Origin of the sequence: Roseococcus sp. SYP-B2431 (genome assembly GCF_004336745.1) — a bacterium.
GTDB lineage: Bacteria > Pseudomonadota > Alphaproteobacteria > Acetobacterales > Acetobacteraceae > Roseococcus.
The window spans coordinates 395797-410990 of record NZ_SJXD01000011.1; the positions used below are offsets into that span (position 1 = coordinate 395797).

At 70.5% G+C, this 15194-nt stretch carries 17 protein-coding genes; 10 read left to right on the forward strand and 7 right to left on the reverse strand.

Annotated features, from left to right (window positions below):
* The first annotated feature begins 113 nt into the window (after positions 1–113).
* Positions 114–1091 (forward strand): tripartite tricarboxylate transporter substrate binding protein, encoded by a 978-nt coding sequence (locus tag EJV46_RS03190; protein WP_165585307.1) that lies wholly within the window; start codon positions 114–116, stop codon positions 1089–1091.
* 49 nt (positions 1092–1140) lie between these two features.
* A complete protein-coding gene (locus EJV46_RS03195; RefSeq protein WP_131547133.1) occupies positions 1141–1347 on the forward strand; it encodes a hypothetical protein in 207 nt (68 codons plus the stop codon).
* A 62-nt stretch (positions 1348–1409) separates the two neighbouring features.
* Here EJV46_RS03195 and EJV46_RS03200 read toward each other — a convergent pair whose 3' ends face one another.
* The 6 genes from EJV46_RS03200 to EJV46_RS03220 all read right to left on the reverse strand — a co-directional run bounded on the left by EJV46_RS03200 (position 1410) and on the right by EJV46_RS03220 (position 6148).
* Positions 1410–1955, reverse strand: a complete 546-nt coding sequence (locus EJV46_RS03200; RefSeq protein ID WP_165585308.1) for a PEP-CTERM sorting domain-containing protein — start codon at positions 1953–1955, stop codon at positions 1410–1412.
* 258 nt (positions 1956–2213) lie between these two features.
* Positions 2214–2396, reverse strand: a complete 183-nt coding sequence (locus EJV46_RS22655) for a hypothetical protein (RefSeq protein ID WP_165585309.1) — start codon at positions 2394–2396, stop codon at positions 2214–2216.
* A 147-nt stretch (positions 2397–2543) separates the two neighbouring features.
* Complete coding sequence (locus EJV46_RS03205) at positions 2544–2951, reverse strand: VOC family protein (RefSeq protein ID WP_131547135.1); 408 nt, start codon at positions 2949–2951, stop codon at positions 2544–2546.
* A 17-nt stretch (positions 2952–2968) separates the two neighbouring features.
* Positions 2969–4162, reverse strand: coding sequence for an acyl-CoA dehydrogenase family protein (locus tag EJV46_RS03210; protein WP_131547136.1), 1194 nt, complete (start codon positions 4160–4162; stop codon positions 2969–2971).
* Between the two features lie 193 nt (positions 4163–4355).
* Positions 4356–5219 carry a phosphonopyruvate hydrolase gene (locus EJV46_RS03215; RefSeq protein ID WP_131547137.1) on the reverse strand — a complete coding sequence of 288 codons (864 nt, stop codon included), beginning with the start codon at positions 5217–5219 and terminating at the stop codon, positions 4356–4358.
* Positions 5219–6148 (reverse strand): 3-keto-5-aminohexanoate cleavage protein, encoded by a 930-nt coding sequence (locus tag EJV46_RS03220; RefSeq protein ID WP_131547138.1) that lies wholly within the window; start codon positions 6146–6148, stop codon positions 5219–5221. Before EJV46_RS03220 ends, EJV46_RS03215 begins: the two co-directional genes overlap by 1 nt.
* Before the next feature lie 235 nt (positions 6149–6383).
* Between EJV46_RS03220 and EJV46_RS03225 the strand changes: the two genes are divergently transcribed.
* From EJV46_RS03225 to EJV46_RS03245, 5 genes are all read left to right on the forward strand, one after another.
* The gene (locus tag EJV46_RS03225) at positions 6384–7139 is read left to right on the forward strand and encodes an SDR family oxidoreductase (protein WP_131547139.1); all 756 of its coding nucleotides are present in this window, start codon (positions 6384–6386) and stop codon (positions 7137–7139) included.
* Positions 7140–7180: 41 nt separating this feature from the next.
* Complete coding sequence (locus tag EJV46_RS03230; protein ID WP_131547140.1) at positions 7181–8242, forward strand: ketopantoate reductase family protein; 1062 nt, start codon at positions 7181–7183, stop codon at positions 8240–8242.
* A gap of 70 nt (positions 8243–8312) precedes the next feature.
* Entirely contained in the window at positions 8313–9281 is a 969-nt protein-coding gene (locus tag EJV46_RS03235) for a tripartite tricarboxylate transporter substrate-binding protein (RefSeq protein WP_131547141.1), read from the forward strand.
* A 74-nt stretch (positions 9282–9355) separates the two neighbouring features.
* Entirely contained in the window at positions 9356–10330 is a 975-nt protein-coding gene (locus EJV46_RS03240) for a tripartite tricarboxylate transporter substrate binding protein (protein ID WP_131547142.1), read from the forward strand.
* Between the two features lie 79 nt (positions 10331–10409).
* Positions 10410–12053, forward strand: a complete 1644-nt coding sequence (locus EJV46_RS03245; protein ID WP_131547143.1) for an NAD(P)/FAD-dependent oxidoreductase — start codon at positions 10410–10412, stop codon at positions 12051–12053.
* A 21-nt stretch (positions 12054–12074) separates the two neighbouring features.
* Here EJV46_RS03245 and EJV46_RS03250 read toward each other — a convergent pair whose 3' ends face one another.
* The gene (locus tag EJV46_RS03250; RefSeq protein WP_131547144.1) at positions 12075–12863 is read right to left on the reverse strand and encodes an SDR family NAD(P)-dependent oxidoreductase; all 789 of its coding nucleotides are present in this window, start codon (positions 12861–12863) and stop codon (positions 12075–12077) included.
* A 116-nt stretch (positions 12864–12979) separates the two neighbouring features.
* On the opposite strand from EJV46_RS03250, the gene EJV46_RS03255 reads away from it, so the two are divergent.
* The 3 genes from EJV46_RS03255 (at position 12980) to EJV46_RS22990 (ending at position 15146) form a co-directional block, all read left to right on the forward strand.
* Complete coding sequence (locus EJV46_RS03255) at positions 12980–13291, forward strand: hypothetical protein (RefSeq protein ID WP_131547145.1); 312 nt, start codon at positions 12980–12982, stop codon at positions 13289–13291.
* 64 nt (positions 13292–13355) lie between these two features.
* Complete coding sequence (locus EJV46_RS03260) at positions 13356–14324, forward strand: tripartite tricarboxylate transporter substrate binding protein (RefSeq protein ID WP_165585310.1); 969 nt, start codon at positions 13356–13358, stop codon at positions 14322–14324.
* Positions 14325–14510: 186 nt separating this feature from the next.
* Positions 14511–15146, forward strand: a complete 636-nt coding sequence (locus tag EJV46_RS22990) for a PEP-CTERM sorting domain-containing protein (protein ID WP_206020687.1) — start codon at positions 14511–14513, stop codon at positions 15144–15146.
* The last annotated feature ends 48 nt before the right edge of the window (positions 15147–15194 follow it).

A 15194-nucleotide genomic window follows, 5' to 3' on the forward strand; every position in this document is an offset into this window, starting at 1 on the left:
AAGCCGGCCGGAACGCCGCGGCCGCCGGTCCCCTGCGACACCGGACGAAACCCGCGCTTGACCCGGCGCCGCGGCGCGCCGCACCGTTTCCGGAAGACGGGAGGAAACGGGAGATGACATCACCACGCGCCGGCCTGGCGCGCCGGGCGCTGCTCGCGCTGCCGGCCCTGATCGCCGCGCCCGCCCGCGCGCAGGGCTGGCCCAGCCGTCCGCTGCGCATCGTCGTGCCCTTCGGCCCGGGCGGCCCCACCGACGTCGTGGCGCGCATCCTGGCCAACGGGCTCTCGCCCGCGCTCGGCCAGCCCGTGGTGATCGAGAACCGCGGCGGCGCCGGCGGCAATATCGGAACGGCGCTGGCCGCGCGGGCGGCGCCCGACGGCTATACGCTGCTGGTGCCCTCGACGGGCTTCGTGGTGAATGCCAGCCTGTTCCGCAATCCCGGCTACGATCCGATCCGCGACTTCGCGCCGGTCACCGAGCTGGGCGCCTCGCCGGATGTCTTCCTGGCCGGGGCGGCCTCTTCCATCCGCAGCCTCGACGAACTGATCGCCCGCGCCGGCGCCACGGCCGGCGGGATGCACTTCGCCAATCCGGGCACGGGCTCCACGCCCCATCTGGCGGGCGAGCGCCTGCGCATCCTGCGCCAGTTCAGCCTGGTGCAGGTGCCGCACAGCAGCGCGGCGCTTTGCGTCCAGGCGCTGCTCGCGGGCAATACGGAGATCGGCGCCACCGCGCTCGCCTCCTCCCACGCGCAGATCAAGGCGGGTACGCTGCGCGCGCTCGCGCTGACCGGGCCGGAGCGCTGGTTCGACCTGCCCGAGGTGCCGACCATGCGCGAGCTCGGCTTCGCGGATTTCGTGACCGAGACCTTCCTCAGCCTCCACGTGCCCGCCGGCACGCCCCATGGCATCATCGAGCGGCTGGCCAGCGCCTCCACCGCCGTCATGGGCGCGGCCGAGACCCGCGCGCGCATGCGCAACGCCGGCTTCATCGTGCGCCCCGACGGGCCGGAGGCGCTGGCCAACCGCGTCGCGCGCGAGGTTCCCGCCTGGCGCGAGCTGATCGCGCAGGCCGGGATCGCGCAGGAGTGATCTACCGGGCCGGCGTCGAGGTCCGTCATAAGTGGATGCCGCGCGCGACATGCGTGACGAAGCTGCCCGGGCCGACCGGGACCGTGGCGGCGGGATCGAACTCGGCGCCGTCCCATCCACCAGGTCCCGAGATCGCCGGCAGCCGCTGCATCTTTGCGCGAGGGCGCACCCGGCGACCCACTGGCCCACCGCGTTGCTGCCGCATCCGCGCCTGGATGTCGTCGATGCGGCCATGGACAAGAAGGTGCCGAATTGACGCGATGATGACCGGGAGGGCCCGGCCGCGAAGCCGCCCCCGACCCGGCCGATTGCCCGAGGCTAGGCCGCCCGGCGCCGCCTGATAGCGCCACCCAGTGCGAGCAGTCCGACACCGAACGTCAGGATGGATGCGGGCTCGGGGACCGACTGCACCAATGTTCCGCCGAAGGTGCACCCCCGGAAGCAGGTAAAATCGCCGGTCACGATTCCAGATACCACATTGGTCCCATTGAGCGTGAAGAAGAGGTCTATGGCATTGCTGTATTGATAGTGGACCAACCCGCTGGGGAAGGAACCGGCGCCTGAGGTGAGGTCGATCCGGGAGTTCTTCGGCGCGGTGCGCGTGGACGCGCTGCGGAAGTTCCAGATATCCGCACTGAACGCGTCAGTGACGTCGTAGATGCTGACGTAGACCTGCACCAATCCATCCAGGAGCCACGAGACCTCCCCGAACTGGCCCTGTGTCTGTCGCAGGTTGACGCCCGCTGCGAAAGCCTCGTCGGTGAGAACGAGCGTGAGCCCCAGAAGACCCGACCGCGGTGTGGGCGGATCAAGAGGCGTGCTATTTTGGACCAGAGGCCCGGACTGCTGGAACGTCAGGATCACGTCGGCTCGTCCTGCTTGAGCCCCGGCCAATGCCAAGGCCATGCCCAGAAGTAAGCAGCGTAATGTATGGAACATCGAAATCTCCCTTTGCTTGCCACATCGACAATGCAATAGCCGTGCCTAGGGATTTCTTCTGTCAGTTCCGCCGGATAGCCGTATGCCTCAGCATTCAACGAAGAATCGTCAATTTCGGCGACAGCTTCTTTGTCTGGTCGCGAGGGTCTGGCAGGTCTCGCCTTGGTTGTGTCTCGGACCGCGTCACCGGCCCCACAAGGCGGCTTCCACGGCCTCGGAGATCAGCGGCACCGGCCATGCCGGGCGAGCAGCCCAGACGGCCTCGTGCGCGGCCCGGACCTCGTCCTGGCCGCGGTCGCGTGCTCTGGCCGCCGCGCGGCGGGCCAGATCGATCAGGTATGCCTCGCTCTCCATGAAAGAGAACATAAAGAGAACTCAGGACGCGAGTCGAGTCCTCGCCTCCCCCGTTCCGAACCGCATTCGAACCCGATGCGGCTCATGAACGCGCGTAGAGAACCACCTCACCTCGCGCCGATCAGTGGCCGGAGCGGCGCGTCCGAAACTGGGCCTTCCCTATGCGGCGGTCGTTTCCGAGGGCGGGTAGTTCAGCTCCACCGCCACCCCGTCCGGATCATGCACGAAGAGCTGGGTCTGCCGGTCGCGCGGGACGACGCGCTCCTCGTATTTGTACCCGCTCTTCTCCAGCCGCCCGCGCATTTCCGCGAGGCCGGTGCAGGAGAAGGCGATGTGGTCCAGCAGCCCGGTCGGCCCCACGACGCGCTCCGGCCAGCCCTGCTCCCGCTGCGGCCGCGGGCCGATCAGGTGGACGGTCGGATTGCCGCCGCAATAGAGCCAATGGCCCTCGAAGCCGAGCGGCGGGCGGTAGCCCTCCTCCAGCCCCAGCACGTTCACGTAGAAATCCCGCGTCCTCGCGAGATCCACGGGGCGGATGGTGTAGTGGTTCAGGCCTTCCAGCGGCATGGCGCGGTCCTTCCGGGTCAGAGGAAACGGGGATTTGCCGCCAGCCCCATCAGGTGCTGGCCGACGGTCTCGAAGTGATTGCGCCGCGCCTGCACCTGCTGGGTGACGGCATGGAGGTCGCGGAAGCGGCGTTCGAAGGGCCGGCTTTCGAAGATGGCGGTGGCGCCCGCCTCGGTCCAGGCGAAGTCGGCGGCCTCCTTGGCCTGGTGGATGGCGAAGGTGGAGGCGAGCCGGATGGCGACTTTCTGATCCGTCGTCATGGCGGTGCCTGTCGCCACATGCTCCTGCGCCTCGCGCAGCGCGGCGTGCAGCCCGGCGCGGGCGGCGCGCCACTTGCCTTCGGCCCAGGCGAGGCCGCTTTGCAGCACGGGGCTGTCGCGCAGCATGCGGCTGGTCGCCATGGGCGTCTTGCCGCCGGCCAGGGTCACGAAATCGTCGAGCAGCCCCCGCGCGATGCCGAGCGCCACGGCCGCGAAGCCCGTCGCGTAGAGATGCGTGGTGGTGAAGCGGTAGAGGCTGCCATGGCCGAGCGCCCGGCGCTCCTCCTCGCGGTCGCGGCGGACGGTGAAGGCCTCCGGCACGAAGAGGCCGGTGACCGTATAGGTGTCGCTGCCCGTGCCGCGCAGCCCCATCACCTGCCAGTCCGGCGCCATGGCAATCGCCTCGCGCGGGAAGAGCATGGTGCGCTCGTAGGGCGAGCCGTCGGGCAAGTCGCGCATCGTTCCGTCGCGCTCGCGGACCCGGCAATGCCCGCCGAACCAGGTGGCGTGGCGGCCGCCGCTGGCGAAGGGCCAGGAGCCCGTCACGCGATAGCCGCCCTCCACGACCTCCGCGACCTGGCCGGGCTGGACGGCGCCCCAGGCCAGGGCCGCGTCGCGCGGATCCCAGATGCGATGCGCGACCTCGGGCGCCACATAGGCCGCCGCCATGGAACAGCCGGAGGCCTGGCCGATGCACCAGGCGGTGGAGGCATCGGCGCGGGCGATGATCTCCATCATGCGGGCATAGGTCTCGGGCGTGGCCTCGTCGCCGCCGAGCGAGCGCGGCAGCAGCGTGCGGAAGAGGCGCGCGGCGTGCAGGGCTTCGAGGAGATCGGCCGGCAATTCGCGTCCGGCCTCGATCCGCGCGCCGGCGGCCTCGATCACCGGCGCGAGGGCGCGGGCACGGGACACCGGATCCCCGGCGTTCGGCATCGATACGGCCACGCTCATGCGACGCCTGCCTCCCTGGTTTCTTGTCGGCGAAGTCTGGCGCCCGGCCGGTTCTTCCGTCAATCGGACGGACGGCCGCGCCTGGCTCGCGGCCGCGCGCAACGCGCCGGGTCCGGCTCAGCTCTGGAGGAAGCACGTCTGGGGCTGGCGCCTCACGGCCTCCGGCGATGCCGACGGGCGAGGACGAGGCGCATCAGCGCAGATAGGCCTTTTCCAGCTTCCGCATCTCCGCGTCGCCCTGCAGCGCGAAGACGTCCGCCACGGAGGCGATGCCCGCCTCGACGCCGGCGATCCCGCCTTCCTTCAGGATGCGGCGGAAGGTGTCGCGCATCGCGCCGACCGCCGCGCGGATCGCGTGGTTGCCGCAGATGATCAGCCCGACCTTTCCGAGCGCCGCCACATCCGCGAAGGAAAGCTGCGGATAGCTGGTCGGCACCAGCACCAGCGGCACCTGGCCGGGCCAGGCGCGGCAGAAGGCGAGGATCTCGTCCGGCGTCTTCTGCTTGCTGTGGATGAGCACGGCATCCGCCCCGGCCTCGGCATAGGCGGCGCCGCGCCGCAGCGCCTCCTCCTGGCCCAGCCCCGCGATCAGCGCCTCGGTCCGCGCGATCACCAGCACGTCGCCGGCGGCGCGCGCGGCCTCGACCTTGCCCTGGAACTCCTCCACCGGCAGCAGCTCCTGCCGTCCGCCGGGCCGCAGGCTGCTGTCCTTGGGGAAGGTCTTGTCCTCCATCACCACGGCGGCGACGCCGGCGGCGATGTAGCGCGGCACGGCATAGGCGACGTTCACCGCATTGCCGAAGCCCGTGTCGATATCGGCCACGACCGGCGCCGCCTGCACCTCGCCGATCGCGCGCATCATCTCGAGATGCGTGCCCATGGGCAGGATGCTGGCATCGGGCACGGCATAGCTCGCCGAGAGCTCGAAGCCGCTGCCCCAGATCGCGTCGAAGCCGGCCTCGGCGGCCAGTTTCGCGGCGAGCGGACTGTGCGCCGCCATGGCCAGCGCGGGCCTGGCGGGATCGAGCTTGGCGCGCAGCGCGTCGGCTTTCGTCATCAGAAGGCGACCTGGTCGCCGCCCTTGAGCGAGAGCATCTCGCGCGCCTCGTCCGGGCTCGCGATCTCGAGGCCCAGCCCCTCGATGATCTGCCGCGCGAGCCGCACCTGCTCCGCATTGCTGGAGGCCAGCCGCCCGGGTCCGGCCCAGAGGCTGTCCTCCAGCCCCACGCGCACATTGCCGCCCTGCGCCGCCGCGATCGCCGCGATCTTGAGCTGGTTCGCCCCCGCGCCCAGCACCGACCACTGGTAGTTGTCGCCGAAGAGCCGGTCGGCCGTGCGCTTCATGTGCATCACGTCGTCCGGATGCGCGCCGATGCCGCCCTGCAGCCCGAAGACGGTCTGGATGAACAGCGGCGCCTTCACGAGCCCCTGGTCGAAGAAGTACTTCAGATTGTAGAGGTGCGAGGTGTCGTAGCACTCGAATTCGAATCGGGTCCCGTTCCCCGCGCAGGTCGTCAGGATGTACTCGATGTCCTTGAACGAGTTGCGGAAAATGATGTCCTTGTTCTCCAGGTACTCGCGCTCCCAGGGGTGCTTGAACTCCTTGAAGCGGTTGAGCATCCCGAACAGCCCGAAGTTCATCGAGCCGAGGTTCAGCGAGGCGACCTCGGGCTTGTGGACCGCCGCCGGCCGCACGCGCTCCTCGATGGTCATGGTCGGCGCGCCGCCGGTGGTGATGTTCACCACGCAGTTGGACGCCTGCTTGATGACGCCGAGGAAGGGCGCGAAGGCCTCGGGCGACTGGTCCGGCCGCCCGTCCTTGGGGTCGCGCGCATGCAGGTGCACGATGGCGGCGCCCGCCTCGGCCGCGCCGATGGCCGCCTCGGCGATCTCGCTGGCCGTGACCGGCAGGTGCGGCGACATGCTGGGCGTGTGGATCGCGCCCGTGACGGCGCAGGTGATGATGACGCGGCGCGGCTTGGCCATTCTTGCTCAACCCTTCTTCTTCTGAGCGACGGGCGCGGCCAGCTCCGGCCGCGCCCTTGCATCCTCGCGGCGAGGTTGGGGGCAGGGGGCCATCGCCCGCTCAGGCGCGGCGTCCTGGCGATTGGCGTCCCCTCATGCGCGGGCCTTGCCGCCGCCCGCGATCACGGTTCATGGTCGAGCCGATGCGCGGCCTTGTCCAGCGCCCGGATCGCGCCGCCTTGCGGGAGGAATGGTCATGGAACTCGGTTTGCAGGCTGCGCGCGTCCTGGTGACGGCGGGGGCGGGGGGCATCGGCCGCGTGGTGGCGGATGCCTTCCTCGAGGAGGGCGCGGAGGTGATGGTCTGCGACGTCGACGACGCGGCGCTGGCCGCGCTGCCGCCGCAGATCAGCGGCACGCGCTGCGACGTCTCGGACCGCGCGGATGTCGCGAAGCTCTTCGCGGGGATCGGCGAGCTCGACGTGCTGGTGAACAATGCCGGCATCGCGGGCCCGACCGGCCTCGTCGAGGAGATCAACCCCGAGGACTGGGACCGCTGCATCGAGATCTGCCTGACCGGACAGTTCAACGTGGCGCGCCTCGCCATCCCGCTGCTGCGCCGGAGCCGCAACCCGTCCATCATCAACCTGTCCAGCGCCGCCGGCCGCTTCGGCTTCGGCCTGCGCGCGCCCTATGCCGCGGCGAAATGGGGCGTGATCGGCTTCACCAAGTCGCTCGCCATCGAGCTGGGCGGCGCGGGCATCCGCGTGAACGCCATCCTGCCCGGCCTCGTCGCCGGCGACCGACAGCGGCGCGTGCTGGAAGCCAAGGCCCAGGCGCGCGGCGCGCCCTATGCCGAGGTGGAGCGGCAGGCCATGGCCTATGCCAGCGTCAAGGAACTCGTGACGGCGCGGCAGCTCGCCGACCAGATCCTGCTGCTCGCCAGCGCGCGCGGCCGGACGACGAGCGGGCAGGCGATCGGCATCGACGGCGATTTGCAGATGCTGTTCTGAGGCCCTAGCGTTTTCTCGACGAACGGACGAGGAAACGAGACATGGGCCATCGCATCGCGATCGTGGGGGCGGGCGCCGTCGGCGGCTATGCCGGCGCCTATATGGCGCAGGCCGGCGAGGACGTGACCTTCATCGACATGTGGCCCGAGAACGTCGAGGCCATGCGGTCCAAGGGCCTGCGCATCACCCATATCCGCGACGTGCCGGAGTTCACCGTGCCTGTGAAGGCGATCCACCTCACCGAGCTGCAGGCCACGGTGAAGCAGAAGCCCTTCGACATCGCCTTCGTCTGCGTGAAATCCTACGACACCGCCTGGGCCACGATGATGATCCAGCAGTACCTCTCGCCCGGCGGCTTCGTCGTCAGCCTGCAGAACTGCATGAACGAGGAGACCATCGCCGGCATCGTCGGCTGGGGCCGCACGCTGGGCGCCATCGCCAGCTCCATCACCGTGGAGCTCACCGAGCCCGGCCATGTCCGCCGCGCCTCGGGCAAGGGCGGCCAGGCGCACACCGTCTACCGCGTGGGCGAGGTGCATGGGCGCCTCACGAGCCGCGCGAAGGAGGTCGGCCGGCTGACCGCGCTGTCGGACAGCACGCTGGTGACGCAGAACCTCTGGGGCGAGCGCTGGTCCAAGCTCGTCACCAACGGCATGGCGAACGGGCTTTCGGCCTGCACCGGCCTCATCAGCAAGGACATCCTGATGAACGACGCGCTGCGGCGCTTCGGCGCGCGGCTGGGCGCGGAGGGCATCCGAGTCGGCCAGGCGCTGGGCTATGAGCTGGAGGAGATCCACCACATGGATCCCGAGATCATCGCCGGGGCCGGCGAGGGGAATGCCGCCGCCACGAAGGAATACGACGAGCACCGCCTCGCCGAGGCCGCCAAGGGCGGCGGCGCGCACCGGCCCTCCATGGGCCAGGACATGGTGAAGGGCCGCCGCACCGAGATCGAGTTCATCAACGGCTTCATCGTGGACAAGGCCGCGCCGCTCGGCATTCCCACGCCGGCCAATGCGGCGCTGACCGCGATCGTGAAGCGGGTCGAGCGCGGCGAGATCGCGCCCGATCCGAAGCACATCCTGGAGTTGCGGCTGAACTGACGCGGGGTCCAGGATGGCGGGGATCACGCCGGGCCAACCGGCGGGTCCCACGTCCCAGGAGGAACCGCCCATGCGCCGTCGCACCCTGCTGACCGGGCTGCCGCTGACCCTCGCGGCACCCGCCGTCTGCGCCCAGGACAATTTCCCGTCCCGCACCATCACCATCATCGCCGCCGGCGCCGCGGGCGGGCCGACCGACACCGTGACCCGTATCGTCGCCGACAACCTCGGCAGGCATGTCGGGCAGTCCGTGGTGGTGGAGGCCATCGGCGGCGCCATCGTCGGGCCGCAGCGGCTCGCGAATGCGCGGCCCGACGGCTACACGCTCATGATCAACAACATCGGCATGGCCGCCGGCGCCACGCTGTACCGCCGCGCGCCCTACGACCCGCTGACCGCCTTCGCCCCGCTCGGCCTGGTCTCCGACGCGGCGATGACGGTCATCACCCGGCGCGACTTCCCGGCGGAGGACCTGCGCGGCGTCATGGCCGTGCTGGCGCGCGAGGGCGACGCGATCAACTTCGCGACGGCCAGCCTCGGCTCGGCCGCCAATCTCTGCGCGCTCCTGGTGCAGGCGGCGGCCGGCCGGCGCGCCACGATCGTGGTCTTCCGCGGCACGGCGCCGGCCATCGCCGAGCTGATGGCGGGCCGGATCGACATCCTCTGCGACCAGGCGACCAACACGGTGCCCTATATCCGCGACGGCCGCGTGCTGGCGCATGGCGTGAGCAGCCCGGCACGGCTGCCCGGCCTGCCCCAGGTGCCGACCACGGCGGAGGCGGGCTTCCAGCCCATCGCGATGTCCACCTGGCACGGCCTGTACGCGCCGGCGGGCACGCCGGAGCCGATCCAGCGGTTCCTCTCCGACGCCCTGCGCGCGGCGCTGCGCGAGGAGCGGCTGCGGCAGCGCTTCGCCGAGCTGGCGACCGATCCCGCCACCGAGGAGCGCGCGAGCATCGCCTTCCACCGCCGCTTCCTGGCGGAGGAGATCGACCGCTGGCGGCCCGTCATCCTGGCGAACGGCGCCTACGCCGACTGAGCGCCCATTCAACGCCGCGCTTGAAATCGGCGGGCCAAAGGCGCGACCCTGCGGCCACTGCAGGGAGAAAACGAATGACGGATGTCGCCCGACGGGCCCTCATGGGCGCCGCCCTCTCCACCCTCGCCGCGCCGGCCTTCGCGCAGGCGGGCTGGCCGGAGAAACCCTGGCGCGTGCTGGTGGGCGGGGCGCCGGGCGGCGCGAGCGACATCTTCATGCGCATCCTCGAGCCCAGCCTGCGCGAGAGCCTGGCCCACGGCTTCTGGCTCGACAACCGCCCCGGCGCGGGCGGCATGCTGGCCGCGGAGATCTGCGCCCAGGCGCCGGCCGACGGCTACAACTTCCTCGTCAACCACATCGCCAGCAACGGGATCGGGCCGCATCTGCACCGGCGCCCGAACTTCGAGCCGAACCGGGATCTCACGGGCGTGGCGCGGATCGCGGCCATGCCCAATTGCATGATCGTGCTGCCCTCGCGCGGTTTTCGCCGCGTGGCGGATCTGGTCGCCTTCGCCAAGGCCAATCCGGGCCGGGCCACCTTCGGCTCGGCGGGCGTGGGCACCTCGTCCCATCTCAGCGGCGTGCTCTTCGGCCAGCGCATGGGCATCGAGGTGACGCATGTGCCCTATCGCGGCACCGCGCCCAACATGCAGGCGGTGCTGGCCGGCGAGATCCTCTTCGCCATCGACAATGCGCCGGCCTCGGCCCAGCAGGTGCGGGCCGGGCTGTTGACGGCGCTGGCGGTGAGTTCCGCCCAGCGCTGGTCGCAATTCCCCGAGGTGCCGACCATGCAGGAGAGCGGCGTGCCGGATTTCGACGTCGCCTCCTGGTACGGGCTGGCCGCGCCGGCCGCGACGCCGCGTCCCGTGGTGGAGAAGCTGGGCGGCGCCGTGCTGCGCGCGCTGGCCGATCCGGCCACGGTGGCGCGGCTGCGCGAGTTCGGCGCCGACCCCTGGCCCCTCGGCCCGGCCGACTACCAGGAGTTCATGCTCGGCGAGGAGCGGAAGTGGGGGCCGGTGGTCCGCGCGGCGGGCGTCACCGCAAACTGATTCTGCTGCAACTGCGAAGCAGGGTTGCGGCCGGCGCGATGGGGGGGTCAAACTCCGTGAAAACGGAGGTCTTCGATCCATGCCAGACGCGAACACCACGAGTCCGCCCGCCCAGTTCGACGCGATCGTCATCGGCGCCGGCTTCGCCGGCCTCTACCAGCTCCACTGCCTGCGCGACCGCCTCGGGCTGAAGGTGCGCGTGCTGGAGGCCGCCGACGGCATCGGCGGCACCTGGTACTGGAACCGCTACCCGGGCGCGCGCTGCGATTCCGAGAGCCATTCCTATTGCTACAGCTTCTCCGACGAGCTGATCCGCGACTGGGAATGGTCGGAGCGCTATCCCGAGCATCCGGAGATCCGCCGCTACCTGAACTTCGTCGCCGACCGCTTCGACCTGAAGCGCGACATCCAGCTCGGCACGCGCGTCGCGGGCGCCAGCTTCGACGAAGGCGCGAGCCGCTGGACGGTCCGCACCGAGGCCGGCGAGACCTTCTCCGCGCAGTTCCTGATCACGGCGGTGGGCTGCCTCTCCTCGGCCAATGTGCCGAAGATTCCCGGCCTCGAGGACTTCGAGGGCGACTGGTACCACACCGGCGAATGGCCGCATGAGGGCGTGGACTTCGCCGGCCGCCGCGTCGGCCAGATCGGCACGGGCTCGACCGGCATCCAGGCCGCGCCCGTCATCGCCGCGCAGGCCGCGCATCTCACCGTCTTCCAGCGCACGGCGAATTACAGCGTGCCCGCGCACAACGCGCCGCTGACGCCGGAATTCAAGGCGAAGGTGAAGGCCGGCTTCGCCGACATCAAGCGCACCATGCACTCCACCACCAACGGGCATCCCTTCGTCATCGAGGAACAGTCGGTCTTCGACGTCACGCCCGAGGAGCGGGAAGCGATCTACGAGAGGGCCTGGGCCAAGGGCGGGCTGCAGTTCCGCGCCAATTTCCGCGACATCACGACGGACATGGCGGCCAATGCGACCGCGGCCGAGTTCATCAAGGCCAAGATCCGCGCGATCGTGAAGGATCCGGCGACCGCGGCGAAGCTCTCCGAGATCGACCACCCCTATGCCGCCAAGCGCCCGCCGATCGACAGCTTCTACTTCGAGACCTTCAACCGCGAGAACGTCACGCTGGAGGACATCCGCGCCGACCCCATCGACCGCATCACCCCGACCGGCATCCGGCTGCAATCCGGCAAGGAGATCCCGCTCGACATCCTGGTCTTCGCCACCGGCTTCGACGCGATGACCGGGCCCTTCCTGCGCATGGACATAAGCGGCCGCGACGGGCTGACCCTGGCCGAGGCCTGGGAGGCCGGGCCGCGCAGCTATCTCGGCCTGAACGTGAAGGGCTTCCCCAACCTCTTCACCATCACGGGGCCGGGCAGCCCCTCCGTGCTGTGCAACATGCCCGTGCCGATCGAGCAGCATGCGGAGTGGATCGCCGGCTGCATCGCCCATATGCGCCAGCACGGCATCGCCACCATCGAGGCGACGGAGGAGGCGACCGAGTCCTGGTCCGCCGAGGTGAATGCGGCGGCCGAGGCCACGCTGCTGCCGCAGGCCTCCAGCTCCTGGTATCTCGGCGCCAACGTGCCCGGGAAGCCGCGGGTCTTCATGCCCTATGCCGGCGGCATGGCGAAGTATCGCGGCATCTGCGACGAGGTGGCGGCGGAGGGGTACAGGGGCTTCGAGCTGGGACGGGCCACCGTGGCCGCCTGAGCTGAAGGGCTTCGGCCCTTCCTACCCCGCATTCGCCCGTGCCGGCGGCACGCCGCCATAGCTCGCCCAGGACGGCGCCACCAGCCAGCCCGCATCCACCGGCAGGTCGATGCCGGTGATCGCCCGTGCCGCCTCCGAGGCGAGGAAGCACACCGCCTCCGCGACATCCTCCGTCGTGATCATGCGGCCGAGCGCGCTGGTCTCCTCCAGCAGCGCCGGGTCGCGCTCGCCGACCTCGATGGCCGCCGCCATGGCCGGCGTCATGGTGAAGCCCGGCGAGACCGAGTTCACCCGCACGCCCGAGCGGCCCCATTCGCCCGCGAGCCCGCGTGTCATCGCGATCACGGCCGCCTTGGCCGGCGCATAGGCATGCAGCGGCAGGCCGCGCGAGCCGGAGATGGAGGCAATGGTCACGATGGAGCCGCGCCCGCGCCGCGCCATCCGTGACCCGAAGGCGACAGCCGAAAGATAGGTCCCGATCTGGTCGATATCCACCACGCGCCGGATGTCCTCCTCCGGCAGCGCCTCGGCGCGCAGCGGCCGCTGGAGCACGCCGGCCGAGGTGACGAGGATCTCCACCGGCCCCAGCGCGGCCTCGACCTCGGCGGCCGCGGCCTCGTTGGCCGCCTGGGTGGCGACGTCGAGCGGCAGCGCCAGGCCGCCGATCTCCGCCGCCAGCGCCTCGGCGCGGGCGAGGTCGCGATCCGTCACCGCCACCTTGGCCCCGCGCGCCGCGAGCATCCGGCAGCAGGCGGCGCCGATGCCGCTGGCGCCGCCCGTCACCGCGGCGACCTTTCCCTCGAACCCCATCCCTGCGCTCCCCATCCTTCTCGCCAGCCTTCCATGCGGCGTCGGGCCCGTCCATCGCGGTTGGCGCGCGGCGCCATCCGGCGCATAGCTCCGCCAGCATCGGAGGGACGCGGCGCATGGACAAGGACGAACTCACGACATGGGCGCTGGCCCATGGCTGGCAGATGATCGCGGGCATGCCGAGCCTGACGAAGCCCTCCTCGCCCAAGGAGGCGATCGTGCGGCTCTCGCTCAAGGCCACGGTCGTCAACGTCGAGGTGAAGAAGCCCGCCGGCAAATGGGAGAAGATCGCCGGCCGGCCCTATCGCGAGGTCGTGGCCGATGCCGAGACGGGCCTGCCGCTCGGCCTGAGTTTCGAGACCATTCCCGGCTTCTCCCGGCTCATGGAGGAGAACAGGGACCGCATGATCTTCGCCCGGATGAAGTGACGCCCGCGCGCGGCTGAGGCATGCTCTCCGGACAGGCCCGCAGAGGCCATCCGGAGGAATGACCATGATCCGCATCCCGCGCCGCCCCTTGCTGGCGGCCATGCTCGCCGCGCCCACGGTCCTGCGCGCGAAGGAGCTGTCCTCGCGCCCGATCACGCTGGTCGTGCCCTCGCCGGCGGGCGGCGGCACCGACTACAGCGCCCGCCTGGTGGCCGAGCCGCTGGGCCGCGCGCTGGGCACCTCGATGGTCGTGGAGAACCGCACGGGCGGCAACGACGTGGTGGGCCTCACCGCCGTGCTGAACGCGCGGCCGGACGGGCATACGCTGCTCTGCGGCTATTGCGGCACCATGGCGGGGCGCGCGGCGGTCGGCGGGCTCGGCAGCATCGTGCCGATGCGCGACTTCATCCCCGTCGGCCAGATCACCGACACGCCGCAGCTCTTCGTCACCCACCCCTCCATCCCGGTGAACGGGCTCAAGGAATTCGTGGACTATGCGAAAGCGCGGCGAGGGGAGGTGACCTATGCCTCGGCCGGCGTCGGCTCCATGCACCATATGGGCGCCGAGCTGCTGAAGCTGCGCGCGGGCATCGAGATGCTGCACATCCCCTATCGCGGCACGGGCGAGACCATGCGCGACCTCATCGCGGGCCGCGTCGATTTCTACATGAACTCGCCCCCGCCGCTGGTGCCCCTGGTGCGCGACGGCCGCCTGCGCGCGCTCTCGGTCAGCTCGAACGAGCGCCATCCGGGCCTGCCGGACATCCCCTCGGCGGCGGAGCAGGGCTATCCGGACATGGCGCTGAACGTGTGGTTCGCGATCTACGCGCCGCGCGGCACGCCGGAGAGCGTGACGAGGCTGATCGGCGCGAAGCTCGACGAGGTGCTGGCCGAGCCGGGGCTGCGGCGGCGCGCCTTCGAGGCGGGGGCGCTGGTGGCGCCGCTCGGGCCGGAGGCGACGGCGCAGCGGCTGGCGCGCGAGACGGCGGGCTGGGCGGAGGTGGTGCGGGCGGCGAATATCAGCGCGGGTTAGGCGGGCAGCGCCCTGGTCGAAGGGGACGGCGCCAACGGACGCCGACCGCCACGGGTTGTCGCTGTCCTTTACGCAACCAATGCGGGACCGGGAAATATTCAGGATTAACTTTACACATCAAAGGCATAAAGTTTGGCATGGCAATTGCTGTCGTGATGGAACCGCAATCAAGAACTGGAGACCATCATGCTGAAGGCATTGCTTCTGGGCGCGGCGATCGCCATCGCGCCCTCTCTCGGACAGGCGGCCGTGGTGACGTTCGACTTCGAGGGAACAGGCACGGCGAGTGGGCTCGCCTCCCTGTCCCAATCGGCCGGGGGGCTGACGGCGACCTTCACGCGGCCCGGCTCGACCTTCGAGATCGTGGACCTCAGCGGTGGGGGTGGGCCGGCCTCCTTCGGCTCGCGCTCCCTGTCGCCCTTCGCAAACTCGACGAGCAACACGTCCTTCCTGCTGAACTTCTCGGAACTGATCGCGAGCGTGTCGTTCCAGGCCGGTGACTTCAACGCCGACGCCGACACCTATTCGGTCCAGGCCTATGCCGGGGCGAACGGGACCGGAGCCCTGGTCGGCACCGCCTCGGGAAGCCGCACGGGGGACGCCACCTTGCCGAGCGCGGTGGACATGCTGAGCGTGACCGGGTCCGCAGGCATCGGCTCGCTCGTGTTCATCGGCGGCAGCCCGACCTTTCCGAACTCGCTCTACTTCGACAACTTCGCCGTGACCTACACGCCGACCGCCGTTCCCGAGCCTGCCAGCATGGCCCTGCTGGGGGTTGGGCTGTTCGGCCTGGGCATGGTCCGGCGGCGCCGGAAGTCCTGACGCCTTCGCGTCGACCACCCCCTGCCGCCGGCTCGCGCGGCAGGGGCC